An 18,020-nucleotide genomic window follows, 5' to 3' on the forward strand; every position below is an offset into this window, starting at 1 on the left:
TTCAAATTCCAAGTGCAACGGTTGTTGATTCGCACATAGCCTCATCCTTTTGGCAATTATGCAGGAATTCGGCATAAACTTCCAAGGGGGTTCTAAACCCGAGAATTTTTCTCGGTCTCGTGTTCAGTCTGTATGCGATTTCATCCAGTTGCTCCTGCGAGTAGGTCGACAAATCGGTTCCTTTGGGTAAATACTGGCGCAGTAGTCCATTGGTGTTCTCGTTACTTCCGCGTTGCCAAGGGCTATGAGGGTCGGCAAAGTAGATGGTGATGCCCGCTCGCTCACTGAGCGTTTTATGGCAGCTCATTTCCTTACCTTGATCATAGGTCATGGTTTTGCGCATCGGCTCATGGACACGGTTCAATGCGTTACTGAAGCCTTCCAGTGCGGCTTCAGCCGTGCCGGACGTCATAGCCGCCAGCATCACAAGGCGGCTGCTACGCTCGACCAGCGTGCCTACCGAAGAACGATTGCCTGACCCCTTGATCAGATCACCTTCCCAATGCCCTGGAACCAGCCGGTCTTCAATCTCCGGTGGACGTACATGCAAGCTGTTCATATCAGGTATCTGACCACGCCGATCGGTTCCTCTGGCGCGAGGACGTCTGCCCGTGTGAGATTGCCGCAAACAGCTCAACAGTTCGCTGCGTAATTCACCGCGTGGGAAGGCATACAGTGCGGTGTATATCGTTTCATGTGACACCGTAAGGGCTCCCTGCTCTGCATACACGCGCTTGAGTGTGCCAGAAATCTGTTCAGGCGACCAACCTTCATGCAGAAAGTAATCGACTACGCCAAAAAGCAGGCTATCCGGTAATAATTTGCGCGGCTTTCGAGCCATATGGCGTAACTGCCTCGCTCGTATCCCCGCCGTACCTGCGCAATAGCTACCAGACTTGACTGGATTGCGTAACAATTCGCGACTGATCGTTGACGGAGATCGCTGTAATCTCAAAGCCATCGCCCTCAGGCTATGTCCATCTGACTTCATCAACATGATCGCGGCACGATCCTCTGCACTTAAGTGATTATATTTCTTTTCCATTGCAACACCTTATCATAGTGTTGCACTTGTATTTTGAGCCCGCCGAGATATTCTCTTTGGAATTAAGCGTGACGAGAACTTTATGGATTGGCTGCACCTTTTTGATGCAAATTTTCTTTTTTGCACTAATTGTGGTTGGTTTGCGGCTGCGTCTGTCGCGTGATGGCGCCTTGTTTTGATCTGTATGTTTTTTTGTGGTGCGTTTGGCGCGTTTTTTGCTCTTGTATGGTACGCGCTATGGGCGCTATGAGAGAGATTATGATAACGACTACACAAAGCAACGATGTTCTTTTTATTCTTCTTGGCGCTATTATGGTGCTGGCGATGCATGCCGGGTTCGCTTTTCTGGAACTGGGCACGGTTAGAAGCAAAAACCAGGTCAACGCGCTGGTCAAAATACTGAGCGACTTTGCGATTTCCACCCTGGCTTACTTTTTCATAGGCTACTTCGTCGCTTACGGCGTGCATTTTTTCTCGGGCGCGCAACAACTAAGCATGGCGAATGGTTATGATCTGGTAAAGTTTTTCTTTCTGTTGACTTTTGCCGCCGCCGTGCCGGCGATCGTTTCCGGCGGCATTGCCGAACGCGCCAGGTTTAATCCGCAGCTGGCGGCAACCTTCATGCTGGTCGGTCTGGTCTACCCGTTTTTCGAAGGTATCGTCTGGAATAAAAACTTCGGTTATCAGGATAAATTGCTGCAACTTTTTGGTGCAAGCTTTCATGATTTCGCTGGGTCTGTTGTGGTGCATACGGTAGGCGGCTGGATCGCGCTGACCGCCGTTGTTCTGCTGGGGCCGCGTCATGGGCGTTATCTGCGCGGCGGGTTGATAAGCGCGCATCCGCCTTCGAGTATTCCTTTTCTCGCCTTGGGCGCCTGGATACTGACTGTGGGGTGGTTCGGTTTTAATGTGATGTCCGCGCAAACGCTGAATGCCGTTAGCGGTCTGGTGGCGGTCAATTCGTTGATGGCCATGGTGGGGGGAACGCTGACCGCATTGATTATCGGACGTAACGACCCCGGATTTACCCATAACGGCCCGCTTGCCGGTTTGGTCGCGGTTTGCGCCGGCTCCGATGTGATGCATCCTGCCGGCGCATTGGTGACAGGCGCGCTGGCGGGCGCGTTATTCGTCTATATGTTCACCTTGACGCAAAACCGATGGAAAGTGGACGATGTGCTCGGCGTATGGCCTCTGCACGGCTTGTGCGGCGCGTGGGGCGGTATTGCCGCCGGTATTTTCGGGCAGCAGAGCCTGGGCGGTCTGGGCGGCGTGAGTCTGGCGGCTCAGCTGATCGGCACCGTGGCCGGCGTTGTTGTTGCCTTGTCGGGCGGGTTCGCGGTTTACGGCGTACTCAAGAAAACTGTGGGTTTGCGTCTGGAGCCGGAACAGGAGTTTCAAGGCGCGGATCTGACCATACACAATATTTCAGCTACGCCGGGCAAGGAGAGCGGCTGGTAAAGCCGCGTCTTCCCAAGACCGCTGACGGCATTCATGGTATTGTTAGCGCATACTGCCATCATTCGCTTCCAGACATTGCCATAAAGCGTCTGCTTTTAGGATAATGGCGCAACTTTTTACGATTAATCTAAGCGTTTATGAAATACCGTCTGGAATCATTACTTTCGGCTGCGGTCAGTCGGCTCGAATCGGAAGGGTTGGCCTTTGCCGGAGAGGCTGTGCCCGTTCGCGTCGAAAGGGTGCGCGAAGCGCAGCATGGCGATTTTTCCACCAATCTGGCCATGGCGCTGGCCAAGCAGGGCGGTGTTAACCCGCGTATGCTGGCCGAGCGTATTATTGCCGCGCTGCCGGCAAACGATTTGTACACACGAGTGGAAATCGCCGGGCCGGGGTTTATCAACTTTTTTGTCGGTTCCGGGAGGCAGCTGCAACTAATAGGTCAGGTGCTGGATGCGGGTAAACAATATGGGCTATCGCAAATCGGCGCGGGAAAGTCGGTATTGATCGAATACGTATCGGCCAATCCGACCGGGCCTCTGCACGTAGGACACGGCCGCGGCGCGGCTTACGGTTCGGTGGTCGCCAATCTGCTGAACGCAGCCGGTTTCCGGGTGCATCGGGAATACTATGTCAACGATGCCGGACGGCAAATGGATATATTGGCGGCCAGCGTATGGCTGCGTTATCTGCAAGACAGCGGCGCCGGCTTTGTGTTTCCCAGCAATGGCTATCGCGGCGAGTATGTGCGCGATATTGCCGCCGATCTGAAGGCGCGCTACGCCGATCGTTTTGTGTATCCGCTGGCGCAGGCTGTTGCCGGGTTGCCCAGGGACGAACCGCAAGGCGGCGATAAGGAAGCCCATATTGACGCCTGGGTAGCGCTCGCGAAAATAACGCTGGGCACGGAAGATTACCGTCTGCTTTTCGATGCCGGGCTAAACAGCATCCTGGCCGATATCCGCGACGATCTTGCCGAGTTCGGCGTTGAGTATCAAACCTGGTTTTCCGAGCGTTCGCTGGTTGATGAAGGCGCGGTTACCGAAGCGCTGAACCGGCTCGAAGCGTCTGGATATTTGTATGAGCAGGACGGCGCGCGCTGGTTTGCATCCAGCCGGCTGGGGGATGAGAAGGACAGGGTGGTTGTGCGCGAAAATGGGCAGATGACTTATTTCGCCGCCGATATCGCTTATCACATGAACAAGCTGGATCGCCAATTCGATCATATTATCAATATATGGGGAGCAGATCATCACGGCTATATCCCTCGGGTCAGGGCGGCGCTGGAGGCGATGGGCGGCGATCCAGCGAAGTTGGAAGTATTGCTGGTTCAATTCGCGGTATTGTACCGGGGCGAGGAGCGGGTGCAGATGTCTACCCGTTCCGGCGAGTTCGTGACATTGCGGCAATTGCGCAACGAAGTCGGAAAAGATGCCGCCCGGTTCTTTTATGTGATGCGCAAGGCAGATCAGCACATGGATTTCGATCTGAAGCTGGCGACATCCAGAACCAACGAGAATCCTGTGTACTACGTGCAATATGCGCACGCGCGTATTTGCAGCGTTTTCCGGCAGCTTGATGAAAAGGGCTGGGCGCGCGACATAGCGCTGGGAATGGCGAGTCTCGAACGTTTGACAGAGACGCATGAATCTGCGCTGATCACGCTTCTGGAATCTTATCCTGAGCGCCTGGAAGCCGCCGCGCTGCAAAAAGCGCCGCATCATTTGATCAATTATCTGCGCGAACTGGCGGCCGCCCTGCATACGTATTACAACGCTCACCAGTTTCTGGTCGAAGACGCGGCTTTGCGAGAGGCAAGGCTGCTGTTGATCGCTGCCGTGCGCCAGGTGATAGTCAATGGACTGGATTTGTTGGATATCGCTGCGCCAGAGTCGATGTAGTGGAAACCAGAGACTATAAAAGCCGGGTAGTTGTCGATCGTAGCAAGAAAGGGGGGCGTAGCGATGACCTCGACTGGAAACGTGCGCGCAATCGCAAGGGCGGCAAGCCGGCGCCGAACCGTTCGCGCTGGTGGCTTATTTTGGCCGCGGCGGCATTGAGTATTTTCGCGATCGTCTCTTTGATGAAATGGCTGAAAGGCGGATTAGAAAACAGCGTCGCTGTTTCCGTCGCGTCCGCTCCCAAAACGGCTAATAAAACCATACCGTTGCCGGTGCCGGCTTCCGAGCCGGCGTCAACGCCGAAAGCGCCTGAGAAAAAACCGCCGGCCCCTGCCGATGCGGCTGACAAAAGTCTGGAGCAGCAGCCGGTGACCGCGCCTCCTGTGCAGCCGGGGCCGGATACGTCCGCGTCATCTCAAAAGAAAGTGGAGCCGGTGAAGGTGAAGCCGCCTGAGCCGCGCTTTACCTTTTACAAGATATTGCCGGATCAGGAGGTAATCATTCCTGATCCGGATATCCGCATGCTGAAGCAAAGCACTCCTGTCGCGAATGTTCAATATACGCTGCAGGTAGCTTCCAGCTTGCAGTTGGATGAAGCTAAAGGAATTCAGGAGAAACTATCTCAAATCAAGGTCAAGTCCCATATCGAAAGCATAGAGATCGAAAATGCTTTATGGTATCGGGTCAAGGTTGGGCCTTTCAAGGATCTGGATCGGGCGGATCAAGTAAAGGTCTGGCTGCGCAACAATAAGATAGACAGTGTCGTGCAGAAAAAAATCGATCATTAGCACTCTGTTGTGGGGCTCTTATGCAAGAGAAAATTGGCTGAGCAGCCAAGTCGCAAGGATTAACGTTAAGGTTTTTCCGTTCGATCTTCAGAACAGGCTAGGGTCTGAGCTTGTCGACGGGGAGGATAAAAGGGTTGCTGATCTATTTAAGCGCCGGCAGGCTTTTAAGTAGTAGATTGCAGGTTATTGATTTTAATGTCCGGCGTGCCGGAGTGGGCTCGCCTTGAGCTATCTGGCGGGTAAATGAAAATCCCTCCATGCGGGTTTGTGCCGGTATCAAGCCGGAGAGCCTGTCCTGGGCGTAGCCGTGAGGAATGTTGCTCCGATGACATCCCTCGGCTAAATCCAGGGCAAGCCATGGCGTCCGGGTTCCGGCATTCTCCGCTGGAGCGACGGGAATGTGTATCATCGGCGCGGAAGCGACCCGCGCCGATGTGTTTTTCACCAGGAACAGTAAAACGATTGGAGCTTTAAGAGGAAGCCGGCCGTTGCAAACCGCGTAGCGGCAGCAGACTCCATAGCGCCAATCCGAGAAAGCAGACCAGGACCCAGCCGGGCATGCTGATGCCGAACAGAGTCCAATCCACCTTGGCGCATTCGCCGGTGCCGGTCAGCATCAAACGCAGGGTGTCGCTCAGCGGGAAATAATTGAACATATATTCAAGTCCGGGGCCGCAGGCCGGCACCTCTTCGGCGGGCAGATGCTGCAGCCAGACATGGCGAGCGGAAATTGACGCGCCTGTCAGCGCGATCAGGCAGGTTATAACGGCGTAGATCCGTGTACCGGAGGCAGCGGGGTTATGCAGCCAGGCTGTTAAAAAAGCAAGCGTCAGCGCGAACACCACGATACGTTGCGATATGCACAGCGGGCAGGGTTCCAGTCCCAGCCGGAGTTGGAAGTAAAGCGCGCTTAGCAGCATGGCGGCGCAGGCGAGAAAACCAAGCAAAAAACAGGTTCGTGTGTCGGGCAGTTTCATAAGATTTTTACATTTCAATTCTGAACAGGTTTCCAGGAGAAGCAGATGTTGACTTATCCGGCGATAGATCCCGTAGCGATTACTCTGGGTCCGATTAAAATCCACTGGTACGGCCTGATGTATGTCGCCGGTATCAGTGCCGTGTGGTGGCTGGCCCGGCGTCGCGCCAGTCGCGATATGGTTGCGTTGACGCCCGCCCAGGTCGAGGATCTGATTTTTTATTGCGCGCTCGGCGTCGTGCTGGGCGGGCGTTTGGGCTACACCTTTTTTTATAATTTTAGTGGTTTTCTCGATAATCCGCTGTCTATTTTTCGTATATGGGAGGGCGGCATGTCTTTTCATGGCGGCATGCTGGGGGTTTTTGCGGCGATGATCTGGTATGGGCGTAAGCTTGGCACCGGTTTTTTTGTGCTGGCGGACTTTATCGCGCCGTTGGTTCCCATCGGGCTGGGGGCGGGACGGATCGGTAATTTCATCAATGCGGAATTATGGGGGAAGCCGACCGATTTGCCCTGGGCCATGGTGTTTCCCGGCGCCGGCCCTTACCCGCGTCATCCTTCCATGCTGTACGAGGCCGTGCTCGAAGGGTTGGTGCTCTATGTGCTGCTGAACTGGCTCAGCGCCAGGCGGCCGCCGCGCAAGGCAATTTCCGGCTGGTTCATGCTGTTTTACGGCATTTTTCGCTTTACGGTGGAGTTCGTGCGCGTTCCCGATACGCAACTGGGCTATTTGGCGTTCGGCTGGCTTACGCAAGGCCAGGTGTTGAGTTTTCCGATGATCATCACCGGGGTTCTTCTGTTGTGGATGGCTTACCGTTCAGTAGCCTCGCCGCTTAAGGCCGGGTGACTCATGCGTCAATATCTGGAATTGCTCGACGATATTCTGCAGCACGGTGTGCAAAAGCGCGATCGCACCGGAGTCGGCACACTGGGTGTCTTCGGGCGGCAGATGCGTTTCGATCTGAACGCGGGGTTTCCGCTGCTGACCACCAAAAAACTGCATATCCCATCAATATTCCATGAGCTGCTGTGGTTTATTTCCGGAGACACCAATATCCGCTATCTGCGCGAGCGCAACGTCAGTATCTGGGACGAGTGGGCTGACGAAAACGGCGAATTGGGCGATGTTTACGGCAAACAGTGGCGCGCCTGGCAGAGCGCAGACGGCGGCACCGTAGATCAACTGGCCCAACTGCTGACGCAGATCAGAGAGACGCCGTACTCGCGGCGTTTGCTGATCAGCGCTTGGAATCCTGCAGAATTGCAGCGTATGGCGCTGCCGCCTTGCCATTATGCCTTTCAGTTCATGGTGGAGGATGGGAGGCTTTCCTGTTTATTCAATATGCGCTCGACCGATGTTTTTTTAGGGTTGCCGTTCAATATCGCCAGTTATGCGCTATTGACGCATATGGTGGCGCAGCAGTGCGATTTGGCGCCCGGCGAACTGATCTGGAGCGGGGCCGATGTGCATCTGTACTTGAACCATCTGGAGCAGGCGCGCGAGCAATTGACCCGCTCTCCGCTGGCGCTGCCCGAACTGATTATCCTGCGTAAAGCGGAAAATCTGTTCGATTACCGTTATGAAGATTTCGCGGTGAGAGACTACGAGCCGCATCCGGCGATCAAGGCGGCAGTGGCGGTGTGAGGTGAAAATATCCCTGATCGTCGCCATGTCCGCCAACCGCGTTATCGGTATCGATAACCGCATGCCCTGGCATTTGCCAGCCGATCTGCAGCGGTTTCGCGCCATTACCTGGGGCAAGCCGATTTTGATGGGGCGTAAAACCCACGAATCGATAGGGCGTCCGTTGCCGGGGCGCGAGAATATCGTGCTGACTTCCGATTCGTCATATCGAGCCGAGGGGTGCGTTGTGGTTAATTCTCTGCAGCAGGGGCTGGCCGTCGCCGCGCGCCATCCTGAAGCGATGATTATCGGCGGTTCGACGCTTTATCAGGCGAGCTTGCCTATCGCCGAGCGCTTATACCTGACGCACATAGACCGTAGTTTCGAGGGCGATACCTCTTTTCCCGAGGTCGACTGGACTGAATGGCGAGAGGTTGAGCATCAGTCTGTTACCGACGATGATTCTGTTTCATTCGGCTATGCCTTTATGGTGTGGGACAGGAAACTCTGATTTTAATAGCTTGCCTGGGCATTAATGGCCGACAACAACGAAGTTGGGCGACGGTTTGCAGGAGGGGGCTGGGTTCCGATAACCGCGCACTGGCTTTGGAAAAAGCGCAGCGGCGCTACAATTCTCTGGACAGAACCGAAGAACAGCCTTTACATTACTGTAGCGGTTTTGCCTGTAGGGACTCGGTGTTAAAGAAGGCGCGCTGTTGATAGATTGGAGCATACGCAGCCGGTTTAATTTCATGCAAGTTAATTTGATCGAACCGCTTCCCAAACCGGGTGAGTTTGATGTGATATTTCTGCGCAACGTGATGATTGGCTTTGATCCGGATACCAAGCGCCGCCTTGTGGCGCGTTTATTGCCCTTGCTGCGCGAGGGCGGGCGTTTTTTTGTCAGTCACTCCGAGACCCTGCACGGCAATCACGATACGCAAATCATCGTTGCCCCATCGGTTTATCTCAAGCCCTGATGGACAGCAAAAAAACTGCGAATAGGGTTGAGGTGTTTCTTCGTCCGGGCTGTTTCTGCCGTTGCATTACCTGCATCTGTAACCTACCAGGTCATGTATGGCCTTGGTTTTCCTGGCGTCCCCCATGCTGTTGCCGGGAGTTCTGGGCATTTTTCGCACTCGATATTCCGGAGCAGCCACGCCCGAGTACGGAATGGAAGACTGGAGCAGGGCCGGGCTCAAGAGATAGGTGAATGAAAACAATAAAAGTCATGATTGTTGATGGTTCAGCCGTGTTGCGGCAGGTGCTGTCTTCGGTCTTTGAAAAAGAAGATGGGATGGAGGTAATCGGGGTAGCAGCCGATCCGGTATTTGCCATCGAAAAAATGGGCAAGACATGGCCCGATGTTTTGATAGTCGATATTGAAATGCCGCGCATGGATGGCATAACCTTTTTGAAGAAAATCATGGCGGAACATCCGACGCCGGTGATTGTTTTTTCAACCCTGACGGAGAAGGGCTCTGTGGCGACAATGCAGGCGCTCGCCGCCGGCGCGGTAAGCGTCGTTACCAAGCCGAAGCTGGGATTGAAGCTTTACTTGCAGGAGTCCTCCGAGCATTTGGTTCGCACGGTCAGGACGGCCGCGCACGCCCATTTAAAGCGTTCTGGTTCATCGCCGTCTGTTACCGTGCCTCCCAAATTGACTGCGGACGCCGTTCTTCCCGCTGCGGAGCACGTCATGGAAGAGACCACTCAGACGGTTATAGCCATAGGCACTTCGACCGGCGGCACGCTGGCGCTGGAAACGGTTTTAACCGCGTTGCCCAGAACGAGTCCCGGTATACTTATAGTACAGCACATGCCGGAACAGTTTACCGAAGCCTTTGCCAGGCGTCTGGACGATATCTGCCGGATTTCTGTGACCGAGGCCCGGCATGGCGATCAGGTCATGCCGGGGCGTGCATTGATTGCGCAGGGGGGGCGCCACATGATGCTCAGGCGTAGCGGCGCGCAATATTATGTAGATGTTGTCGAAGGTCCACCGGTAAGCCGCCATCGTCCGTCGGTCGATGTGTTGTTCCGTTCCATGGCGAAGTTTGCAGGTAAAAATGCCTTGGGCATCATCATGACCGGGATGGGCGACGATGGCGCGAAGGGTTTGCTGGAAATGCATCAAATGGGCGCGCTTACTATCGCACAGGATGAAGAGAGTTGCGTGGTTTACGGTATGCCGAAAGAAGCGATCAAGTTGGGCGCAGTAGATAAAATCGTCGCTTTGCAACAGATAGCGGCTGAAATCAGCGCTTGCGTCAATCAGACGAAGCTTTAACGAGTTGTAGATCTATGGGTGTTCGTCTCGTTAAAACCGTTGGTGTTCGTGGAAAATTTGTCGAGTCAGGCGAATCGGTCTTCGGCAGGGCTTTTCTCATTGTATCCACAGTGACGCATGTCTCATAATCGTTCTCATGGAACAGACTAAAAATACCAAGTTCCTTATGTTTCGCATGTTTGTAATATATAGACGGGTTACAATGACACATTCGTTGGTTCCCACCGCCCACTTCTTTACGGAATACCGATAGGTTTAGGAGAAAAACAGATAGCAATGAGCAAAATACTCTTGGTTATTGAGGGGGCTGGTGAGCGGATTTCAGCGTTGAGGCAAGCGTTGGAGCGCTCCGGGTGTCATGTAGGCAGCGAAAGCGGACGGACTGCCTTCAGTTCTGCTGATAAAGTGCTGGTTGCTGTCGGCGCTTCGCGGCATAAAGGCGAGGAGCCGACGGCGCTGGAGGAGGTCTGCAAGGAAGCGTTGCAGATTTGGTCCCGGCAGGTGGAAACGGTGCGGAATCAGGCGCAGGAGGCAATTACTTCATTGACTTCGCGTTTCGAACAAATCATTCGAGAGTTGGAAACTGCTGTTTCAGCGTCGGACGGGTCGGCGGAAACCGGTCATGAAAGCGCTGTTGAGGTTATTGACGGCAGCAAGAGAGAATTGGGTGGTTTGATCGATAGTCTGCGCGAGGTGCGTAGCGGGCGAGAAAATATCGCTAATGAAATCAACCGTATGGCGAGTTATATAGGTGAGTTGAACGAGATGGCCGGAGAAATGGCCAACATTGCGCTGCAAACCAATTTGCTGGCCATGAATGCGGCGATAGAAACGGCGCACGCCAAGGAACATGGCCGCGGCTTCGCGGTAGTGATCGAAGAAGTGCGTAAACTGTCGGAGTATACCGCCGACACCAGCAAGCGGATGTCGTACAATGCCAGAGCCATCGGTTCCGCAATCAAAACCGCTGCGCATGTTTCCGTGGAGTTTGCCAGCAAGGATGTGAGCGTCGTTACGCATACCGAACGCGCTGTAGGCCGCGTGATTAACGGTTTTAACGAGATTACGCAGGATTTATCCGAGTCCGCGCATCGCTTACAGGCAACCGGTTCGGCAGCAGGCCGGGAAATTAACGACGTATTACAGGAATTACAATTCGGAGAAGCAATGGCCGGACAATTGAAGCAGATAGAGAACAGTTTTAATACTTTGCATGCGGTGCTGGAACAGCGTACCTAGTTGATTCAAGAACAGGGTGCTTCCGCGTGGTCTCGATAGCCTTGGCCGGAGATCCAGTGCCTGTTTGCCGAATGCTTGCTTTATCTGTAACTATTCAGCTACCGTTGTACATCACTGCAGGAGCTGGCTAAAGCCCGCTTGTTTCATTCAAAGATTACATTACAGTATCTCTTAATGATGCGTATTCCGTAGAAGGCTCTAATGAGTTGAATGGTTACCCTTCTTTATTAATGAAAACTATTAATGAAACCGTATGACTGAGACCGTATCGCGTATCCTGCTGCTTATTGAAGCGGACAAAAACCCCGAACAGATTGTAAAGCGCGTGCTCGATCAGAGCGGTTACGCTTGTGTATGGGAGAGTGAAGGTGACCCGGGGGAGTTGCTGAAGCATGAATCTGGCGGTCTGTCCCTGCTGGATGCGGTTTGCTACACCTCGCTGCCTCATTGGTCGCAACAGGTCGAAGCCGTGCGCCTGCAGACCAACCGCGTTATCGTCGATATGACGGCTCGTTTCGGCAAGATAGCGGAGGCATTGGGTAGCGCGATCAATACCTCCAGCGCTGCTTCGGGTCCGAGAGCGCGTCACGGCGACTTGTCTGTGATAGCGGACAGTCAGGGCGAGTTGTCGAAATTAACCGAAACCTTAAGATCATTGCAGGATGGGCAGAACTCTGTGGTTGAGGAGCTGAGCGGTCTTTCCGGCTATACGAGCGAACTGGGGGACATGGCTCATCAGATGACGTCCATTGCGCGGCACACCAAGATGCTGGCGCTAAACTCCGCCGTACAGGCGGCGCATGCCGGACCGCATGGCGCAGGCCTTGCCGTTATTGCGCACGAAGTTCATTTGTTGTCGGTATATACCGCAGAAACCAGCGAACGCATGGGGCATGTGGCGAATACGCTGAGCGAAGCTATTGATAAGTCAGCTCATTTATCCGAGGAGCTGGCGAAAAAGGATAAGGATGCCGTTGCGCAAATAGACGGAACGCTTGAGCGCGTGCTGGGCGACTTTAATCGTATTACCCGGCAGTTGAGCGACTTGACGCAGATATTACAGCAGAGCAATAGTCGCGTGCAGTCGGAAGTGATGGATGTTTTGGTGGCATTGCAGTTCGAGGACAGGATAAACCAGATACTTGCGAGCATCTCCAATACGCTGAATGAGTTGCATGACTTGATCGAGAAAAATGGCCAGGACCATCTTATCGATCTGGGTGGCGCCCAGGGGTGGCTGGATCGCATGGCTGCAACATACACTACCCAGGAGCAGCACTATAACCATCATGGCGCGTCTGTTACGGCATCGGAAGATACCGATATTACTTTTTTCTGAGATGGCTGAGAGGCTGAAAACGTAACATTTGTTCCAGCCGCGATCAAAAGATGAACCTTTCCTTTCAACGCTTGTCAGATAATCGACATGCCCTTGTCTTCCCCCTGTTCGGCGCGAAGCTTTCGGTACGCCCCACTAGCAACGCTTCTACCACCCCGCCCCGTCTTTCCCCGCAGATTAAACTTCCGGCAGAGCGAGCGGCTTCCGCACAGGTTGAATTATATGATATTACATGGTCTGATTCCTCTTTCTTTTTGGCCGATGCTGGCTGTAACCCTGATGTTGACGCACGTTACCATAGTCAGCGTAACCATTTTCCTGCACCGGCATCAGGCTCACCGGGCATTGTCCCTGCATGCGTCGGCAAGCCATTTTTTCCGTTTCTGGATATGGCTGACCACGGCCACGGTAACCAAGGCCTGGGTCGCGATCCACCGCAAGCATCACGCGCGTTGCGAGACGCCGGATGATCCTCATAGTCCGCAGGTGCTCGGCATAGGCAAGGTCCTGTTTCAGGGATGGATGCTGTATCGCCGCGAGGCGGGAAATAGCGAAACCCTGGATCGTTTCGGCGCGGGGACGCCGGATGACTGGCTGGAACGACATTTGTACAGCCGTTTTCCCAATCTGGGCATTGCGCTGATGCTGATTTTGAATCTGTTGCTGTTTGGGCTTGCAGGCGTAGCGATCTGGGCTGCGCAGATGCTGTGGATACCGTTTTGGGCGGCAGGCGTGGTCAACGGCCTTGGACACTCTCTGGGCTACCGTAATTTCGAAACCCCGGATGCTTCCACTAATCTATGGCCGATCGGCATTATCATCGGCGGCGAGGAGCTGCACAATAATCATCATGCCTATCCGGCTTCGGCGCGCTTGTCGTATCAGTGGTGGGAGCTGGACATCGGCTGGATGTATATCCGCCTGTTGGCGCTATTGAATCTGGCCGAGGTAAAGAACGTGTCGTGCAAGGCCTCGATACAGGCGGATGCGCTGAATATCGACTTGGACACCGTCAAGGCCGTGCTGCGCAACCGCGCCCATATTCTGAGCCTGTATGGACGCCGCGTGGTGACTCCCGCCATGCGGCAGGAAACCGCGAAATATGCCGGGCCGGAGCGCCGTCTGTTGCGCCGGATACGTCCGTTGCTGTTCCGGGAATATGTCAAGGCGGACGCTACTGTCAGGCAAAACTTCAGCCGGATACTGGACGCCAATCAGGTTTTGGCAACGGTCTATCAGTTCAAGCAGCAACTCAAGGCCGTTTGGAGCGATTCGCCGGACAGCCGGGACGAACGCCTGCAGCGCTTGCGAATCTGGTGTCAGCAGGCGCAGCAAAGCGGAATCCCCTGGTTACAGCATTTCGCCGATATTTTGAGAGGGTACCGTTTACAGCCTGTTCATTAAGGAAGTGTTGAACAACTCCCGTTCATGAGAGAATAATGACATACCCATCAGCCGCTTCGATCGGGTATGAACACCCGCGCAAAGCAGGTCGGAACTGGGCAATTGAGCCGAGGCACGCGGATAGGTAGAGGTAGGTATAACTACGCCATAACCCTTGCCCATGGCGATTCGTCTGCGGCGGTGAAGCCCGCTGACGGTCGCGCCAGAATCACTTCACTCCCTCTTCATCGGTGTATGCTGATATGTATTCGACCAGCTAGTGGTATGAACAGTGGCTGTAGGCTGGATCGATCTGCGCCTGTTGGCTTGTGGCAAACCTGACGTTATTTCCATAGCCCGTTTTTGTCGTTGAATATCCGAAGCACTAGCAAGAAGCTACCTCCAGCGTTGATGGTTTGGCAGGATCACCCCGCAATATTATGCCGCGATTGTTGGCTTCCAAGTGGCGCACAATCTTGTAAACCGCTTCTATTTGATCGGGCGAACCGCAAATTTCAGCCAGCTTTGAAATGCTGTGCGGTCCTGCGCTGGTTTGGATGGCGCGCATGACGCGTCTTTGCAAATCCAGCAGGCTTGCTGCGGCCTTCTTGCCTGCCTCGACTCCGGGTTGATGATAGGCGTTGACGTTTACCAGGCAGGCGTACAGCCCCACGGCGCGTTCATAGAGCGCAATCAATGCGCCGACGCTACGAGGATCAACCTGGCGGATGGTTATGGTGATCGAATCCCGGTTATTTTCATACAGCGCCTCACGGGTTCCCTGCAAAAATCCATTCAAAAAATCGCCTGAGGTCGCACCCGGCTCCACTTCTATGGATGGACCCTCCCGGTCCAGCAGCACCTCAATGAAGGTGGCAAAGAAATTCGGCACGCCCTCGCGTAACTGCTGTACATAAGCATGCTGGTCGGTCGAGCCTTTATTACCGTAAACGGCAATTCCCTGGTGGACGAGGTTGCCATCCAGATCTTTTTCCTTCCCCAATGATTCCATCACCAATTGCTGCAGATAGCGGCTGAATAACAGCAGACTGTCTTTGTAGGGCAATATCACCATGTCTTTTGCACCTTTTCCGTCGCCGGCGTAATACCAGGCAAGCGCCAACAGGGCTGCCGGGTTGCCTTTGATATCCGCGATTCGGGTGGCTTCATCCATTTCCCTGGCACCGGACAGCAGTGCCCGTACATCAACGCCTTGCAGGATTGCGGCAAGCAAGCCAACGGCTGACATCTCCGACGTACGCCCGCCTATCCAATCGAACATCGGAAACTCGGCCAGCCAACCCTCCATGCGTTCCAGCTCATCCATTTTGCTGCCAGGCACGGTGATTGCCACCGCGTGGGTAGGGAAGTCCAACCCTTGTAGTTCGAACGCATGCTTGACTTCCAGCATACCATTGCGGGTCTCTGGAGTTCCGCCGGATTTGCTGGTGATAATCACCAGTGTGCTTCTGAGCCGATCCTTTAACTGATTGAGCACTCGATCTATGCCGGCGGGGTCGGTATTATCCATAAAGTGTATAGCCATCGCTGGGTAGTCCGCAGACAATGCTTCCGCGACAAACTCAGGCCCCAAGGCGGAACCGCCTATGCCGATGGAAAGGATGTCTGTGAATTTCGGCGCTTCCGGCGGGCGGATCGATCCTTCGAGCACAGCTCGGGCGAATATCTCGATTTGATCCAGCGTCTCCATAATTTCCTTTTTAAATTCAAGTGGCGCCAAATCAGGGTCGCGTAGCCAATAATGACCAACCTGCCGGTTTTCATCTATGTTAGCGAATGCTCCACCCTCAAGCGCCAGCATGTCCTGGAAAGCCTTGTCAAACTTGGGTTTTAGTTGATCTACAAGCGGGTCTGCAAAACGCATCCGGCTGATATCCAGATAAAGGTCCAGCCCCGCATGATGGTAAAGCCAATCCTGATAGCGCTGCCATAGTGTCTTGTCATTCATTACTGGCCTCGTCGGTTGAGTGCTTTGTTGCGCAAAATGAGAAAGTTGTTCAAAGCATATAAAGTTGATGAGCATTTTTACGGGATAAAAACCCTTCCTGGAATAGCCCGGGCCTAGCGATAGCTGGAGAGCAGGAATAGCTGCATAATAAGCCCCGCAAACGTAGAACCTGGAAGCCAGCAGTTTTGCACACTGCATTCCCGGATATTAATGGATGTATTTAGCCAGACTAAGATTAAGCAATGATGACGGTGAGAGGAGGAGCATTTACACAAATTGCTCTGTCGCTTTATGCGGGGAGCCGCTCCTCATAGCGAAACCGGATGCGCCGGTGAGTTTTTTCTGCCGTCATAGACGAAAATCTGCCATTTTTCGCATTCTGCGGATTAGCAGCGTTGAAATTGTTCTCGTTGTAGGGAGCGCCGCCTTTAACCGTATTCGCAATCGCCCTTTCAGGTGAGTGGGAAAGTCGGTCGCCATGCGCCCGATTTTCTGCGCCGTGCCGGCAATCCTTTGCGGGATCGACAATTCCTTATCAGCGGCGGGGCCGATTACACCGCCGGCGGAAGCTTGATTTGCCGCTTTCCATCCAGCCTCACAGTCATTTGCATTAAGCGCTCTGGGCGTTTGCGCGTTGCCCGTCGCCGCTTGGGGCGGCCTGGCGTAACCGGATTCAAAATCAGCGGGCATAAGCCGAAGCGGTTGCGTATTGGACGATTGCGGTTTAGTGGCGGTTATCCCAGGAAGACTGCCCAGCGCGTCTGCATCCGCGTTTTGCCCCTGGCCGGACAAGGTGGCGGCTGAAGCGGGCGGAATGCCTGGCCGTGGCGGCAACCTCGTGGCGTTCGGAAGCAGATCGTCGTAGCTTACCGTCATGGTTTAACCTGCTGTTTGATATAAAATATAATGATATATCATTATATTGCGACGGCGAAACATAACGGAATGAGCTGTTATGAATAACCATTTGCCGCTGCGGACATAAAACGCCTGTTCGGAACGCAAGGCCACACCCTGTCAACCTTGACGGCTTGCGTTAATGGACGGCAGCTATTTAATGGTGATGAGTCATAAATTTGATGACGTAAAGTTTTGCGAAAATTAGGATGTTTGTTAAAATCAGGTCATGTTGATCTGATTTTTTTATGTAAAAGTACAATAAAAACAAGCTAATCCCTTGCTGGAGATTTGTATTAAATATTCAATGGACAAGGTAATGCGTAATGCTGCGAAACTGACTATCACTTTTGATGCGCACGAATTTATCCACACGCTGGAAGCAGCCGGTTTCGTGAAGAAACACGCCGACAGGAATGGTATGAGCGCAACAGGAAAGAGTTGATGCGGCGTACGGATGCAGCCGCAACACCATACACCGCGCATTGGGAACGCCGAGTTGACCAGCGTCATTCGTCATCAAACCAATGCGACTCTGTCCGCTTAAATTAATTTAATTTGAATAGGGCTGATCTCACTCCAACCGAGGGTTTTCCGAATCGCAGTCATAGTTTTTTTCTCTTGCCGGACTGCAGGTTTAAGCATCTTTATTTCAATATATTGATTATTAAAGTGGAACAATTTTTCTCTTTTTTTCATTCGATTAGCGTTCCGCTCCATGCATCGCAACTGCCGTTTTCCATGTCTATAGTCACGCCAATACGCTCGAATTTAATATGATTAGTTAACTCATCGCCGTGATCCGTCCTGTTGACGAAATACTCGATGCAGGACAGATTCATAACGTTAACATACTGTTCTTCGCTGCCAATGGCGGATGTGCTTATCAAGGTGTTTTGTTGCCAGAAAAATCACAAAAAGACTCGTTTTCATCGTAATTGTTATCCGGGTTAAAACTGCTAAAGGTTAGGGAATCAACAGGGTTCGGCTCGTTCTACTGCGTCCTCTGCAGATAGTTCCATTTTGGAAACAACTGAATTAACCTCAAGCTCGCCATCGTAGAAGATATTGGCAATATGCTTCTGCGTTGCTGTGATCTTGGATTCAATCC

The 18,020-nt window shown here is 53.4% G+C and carries 19 protein-coding genes; 11 read left to right on the top strand and 8 right to left on the bottom strand.

The window, feature by feature from the left end:
* Position 1: 1 nt before the first annotated feature.
* A complete protein-coding gene (locus tag F6R98_RS05305) occupies positions 2-1,045 on the bottom strand; it encodes an IS30 family transposase (RefSeq protein WP_153247527.1) in 1,044 nt (347 codons plus the stop codon).
* Positions 1,046-1,303: 258 nt separating this feature from the next.
* Between F6R98_RS05305 and F6R98_RS05310 the strand changes: the two genes are divergently transcribed.
* The 3 genes from F6R98_RS05310 to F6R98_RS05320 all read left to right on the top strand — a co-directional run bounded on the left by F6R98_RS05310 (position 1,304) and on the right by F6R98_RS05320 (position 5,192).
* The gene (locus F6R98_RS05310) at positions 1,304-2,506 is read left to right on the top strand and encodes an ammonium transporter (protein WP_153248096.1); all 1,203 of its coding nucleotides are present in this window, start codon (positions 1,304-1,306) and stop codon (positions 2,504-2,506) included.
* A 137-nt stretch (positions 2,507-2,643) separates the two neighbouring features.
* Positions 2,644-4,404 carry an arginine--tRNA ligase gene (gene argS / locus F6R98_RS05315; RefSeq protein WP_153248097.1) on the top strand — a complete coding sequence of 587 codons (1,761 nt, stop codon included), beginning with the start codon at positions 2,644-2,646 and terminating at the stop codon, positions 4,402-4,404.
* Complete coding sequence (locus F6R98_RS05320) at positions 4,404-5,192, top strand: SPOR domain-containing protein (protein ID WP_153248098.1); 789 nt, start codon at positions 4,404-4,406, stop codon at positions 5,190-5,192. The genes argS and F6R98_RS05320 overlap by 1 nt, the downstream gene beginning before the upstream one ends.
* A 142-nt stretch (positions 5,193-5,334) precedes the next feature.
* Here the strand turns inward: F6R98_RS05320 and F6R98_RS05325 are convergent, their stop codons facing one another.
* Together F6R98_RS05325 and F6R98_RS05330 are read right to left on the bottom strand one after the other, a co-directional pair.
* Positions 5,335-5,637, bottom strand: coding sequence for a hypothetical protein (locus tag F6R98_RS05325; protein ID WP_153248099.1), 303 nt, complete (start codon positions 5,635-5,637; stop codon positions 5,335-5,337).
* 25 nt (positions 5,638-5,662) lie between these two features.
* On the bottom strand, positions 5,663-6,169 hold the full coding sequence (locus F6R98_RS05330) for a disulfide bond formation protein B (protein WP_153248100.1): 507 nt from the start codon (positions 6,167-6,169) through the stop codon (positions 5,663-5,665).
* Positions 6,170-6,214: 45 nt separating this feature from the next.
* On the opposite strand from F6R98_RS05330, the gene lgt reads away from it, so the two are divergent.
* The 8 genes from lgt (at position 6,215) to F6R98_RS05370 (ending at position 14,064) form a co-directional block, all read left to right on the top strand.
* On the top strand, positions 6,215-7,015 hold the full coding sequence (gene lgt / locus F6R98_RS05335) for a prolipoprotein diacylglyceryl transferase (protein WP_153248101.1): 801 nt from the start codon (positions 6,215-6,217) through the stop codon (positions 7,013-7,015).
* Between the two features lie 3 nt (positions 7,016-7,018).
* Positions 7,019-7,813: a thymidylate synthase gene (thyA, locus tag F6R98_RS05340; protein WP_153248102.1), complete on the top strand. Its 795-nt coding sequence runs from the start codon at positions 7,019-7,021 to the stop codon at positions 7,811-7,813.
* A 1-nt stretch (position 7,814) separates the two neighbouring features.
* The gene (gene folA / locus F6R98_RS05345) at positions 7,815-8,303 is read left to right on the top strand and encodes a type 3 dihydrofolate reductase (protein ID WP_153248103.1); all 489 of its coding nucleotides are present in this window, start codon (positions 7,815-7,817) and stop codon (positions 8,301-8,303) included.
* A gap of 205 nt (positions 8,304-8,508) precedes the next feature.
* Positions 8,509-8,772, top strand: a complete 264-nt coding sequence (locus F6R98_RS21890; protein ID WP_228125106.1) for a CheR family methyltransferase — start codon at positions 8,509-8,511, stop codon at positions 8,770-8,772.
* Between the two features lie 233 nt (positions 8,773-9,005).
* A complete protein-coding gene (locus tag F6R98_RS05355; protein ID WP_153248104.1) occupies positions 9,006-10,082 on the top strand; it encodes a protein-glutamate methylesterase/protein-glutamine glutaminase in 1,077 nt (358 codons plus the stop codon).
* Between the two features lie 276 nt (positions 10,083-10,358).
* Positions 10,359-11,321 carry a methyl-accepting chemotaxis protein gene (locus F6R98_RS05360; protein WP_153248105.1) on the top strand — a complete coding sequence of 321 codons (963 nt, stop codon included), beginning with the start codon at positions 10,359-10,361 and terminating at the stop codon, positions 11,319-11,321.
* A 253-nt stretch (positions 11,322-11,574) separates the two neighbouring features.
* Positions 11,575-12,660, top strand: coding sequence for a methyl-accepting chemotaxis protein (locus tag F6R98_RS05365; protein ID WP_153248106.1), 1,086 nt, complete (start codon positions 11,575-11,577; stop codon positions 12,658-12,660).
* A gap of 222 nt (positions 12,661-12,882) precedes the next feature.
* Positions 12,883-14,064, top strand: coding sequence for a DesA family fatty acid desaturase (locus F6R98_RS05370; protein WP_228125107.1), 1,182 nt, complete (start codon positions 12,883-12,885; stop codon positions 14,062-14,064).
* Between the two features lie 364 nt (positions 14,065-14,428).
* Here F6R98_RS05370 and F6R98_RS05375 read toward each other — a convergent pair whose 3' ends face one another.
* The 5 genes from F6R98_RS05375 to F6R98_RS05390 form a co-directional block, all read right to left on the bottom strand.
* Positions 14,429-16,012, bottom strand: coding sequence for a glucose-6-phosphate isomerase (locus F6R98_RS05375; protein ID WP_153248107.1), 1,584 nt, complete (start codon positions 16,010-16,012; stop codon positions 14,429-14,431).
* 348 nt (positions 16,013-16,360) lie between these two features.
* Positions 16,361-16,888: a hypothetical protein gene (locus F6R98_RS05380; RefSeq protein WP_153248108.1), complete on the bottom strand. Its 528-nt coding sequence runs from the start codon at positions 16,886-16,888 to the stop codon at positions 16,361-16,363.
* 325 nt (positions 16,889-17,213) lie between these two features.
* On the bottom strand, positions 17,214-17,429 hold the full coding sequence (locus tag F6R98_RS05385) for a hypothetical protein (RefSeq protein WP_153248109.1): 216 nt from the start codon (positions 17,427-17,429) through the stop codon (positions 17,214-17,216).
* Positions 17,430-17,452: 23 nt separating this feature from the next.
* Positions 17,453-17,608, bottom strand: coding sequence for a hypothetical protein (locus tag F6R98_RS21530; RefSeq protein WP_194270151.1), 156 nt, complete (start codon positions 17,606-17,608; stop codon positions 17,453-17,455).
* Entirely contained in the window at positions 17,605-17,751 is a 147-nt protein-coding gene (locus tag F6R98_RS05390) for a hypothetical protein (protein WP_194270152.1), read from the bottom strand. Before F6R98_RS05390 ends, F6R98_RS21530 begins: the two co-directional genes overlap by 4 nt.
* Positions 17,752-18,020 lie beyond the last annotated feature (269 nt).

It is taken from the genome of Candidatus Methylospira mobilis, assembly GCF_009498235.1.
GTDB lineage: Bacteria > Pseudomonadota > Gammaproteobacteria > Methylococcales > Methylococcaceae > Methylospira > Methylospira mobilis.

Bases quoted from the DNA above. Each gene is read 5' to 3' on its own strand.
- F6R98_RS05310 (WP_153248096.1), top strand. From the start codon at position 1,304: ATGATAACGACTACACAAAGCAACGATGTTCTTTTTATTCTTCTTGGC.
- F6R98_RS05360 (WP_153248105.1), top strand. From the start codon at position 10,359: ATGAGCAAAATACTCTTGGTTATTGAGGGGGCTGGTGAGCGGATTTCA.
- F6R98_RS05355 (WP_153248104.1), top strand. From the start codon at position 9,006: ATGAAAACAATAAAAGTCATGATTGTTGATGGTTCAGCCGTGTTGCGG.
- F6R98_RS05390 (WP_194270152.1), bottom strand. From the start codon at position 17,751: ATGAATCTGTCCTGCATCGAGTATTTCGTCAACAGGACGGATCACGGC.
- argS (WP_153248097.1), top strand. From the start codon at position 2,644: ATGAAATACCGTCTGGAATCATTACTTTCGGCTGCGGTCAGTCGGCTC.
- lgt (WP_153248101.1), top strand. From the start codon at position 6,215: ATGTTGACTTATCCGGCGATAGATCCCGTAGCGATTACTCTGGGTCCG.
- F6R98_RS05305 (WP_153247527.1), bottom strand. From the start codon at position 1,045: ATGGAAAAGAAATATAATCACTTAAGTGCAGAGGATCGTGCCGCGATC.
- F6R98_RS05375 (WP_153248107.1), bottom strand. From the start codon at position 16,012: ATGAATGACAAGACACTATGGCAGCGCTATCAGGATTGGCTTTACCAT.
- F6R98_RS05380 (WP_153248108.1), bottom strand. From the start codon at position 16,888: ATGACGGTAAGCTACGACGATCTGCTTCCGAACGCCACGAGGTTGCCG.
- F6R98_RS05365 (WP_153248106.1), top strand. From the start codon at position 11,575: ATGACTGAGACCGTATCGCGTATCCTGCTGCTTATTGAAGCGGACAAA.
- F6R98_RS05330 (WP_153248100.1), bottom strand. From the start codon at position 6,169: ATGAAACTGCCCGACACACGAACCTGTTTTTTGCTTGGTTTTCTCGCC.
- F6R98_RS05385 (WP_153248109.1), bottom strand. From the start codon at position 17,429: ATGACGAATGACGCTGGTCAACTCGGCGTTCCCAATGCGCGGTGTATG.
- F6R98_RS21530 (WP_194270151.1), bottom strand. From the start codon at position 17,608: ATGAAAAAAAGAGAAAAATTGTTCCACTTTAATAATCAATATATTGAA.
- thyA (WP_153248102.1), top strand. From the start codon at position 7,019: ATGCGTCAATATCTGGAATTGCTCGACGATATTCTGCAGCACGGTGTG.
- F6R98_RS05370 (WP_228125107.1), top strand. From the start codon at position 12,883: ATGATATTACATGGTCTGATTCCTCTTTCTTTTTGGCCGATGCTGGCT.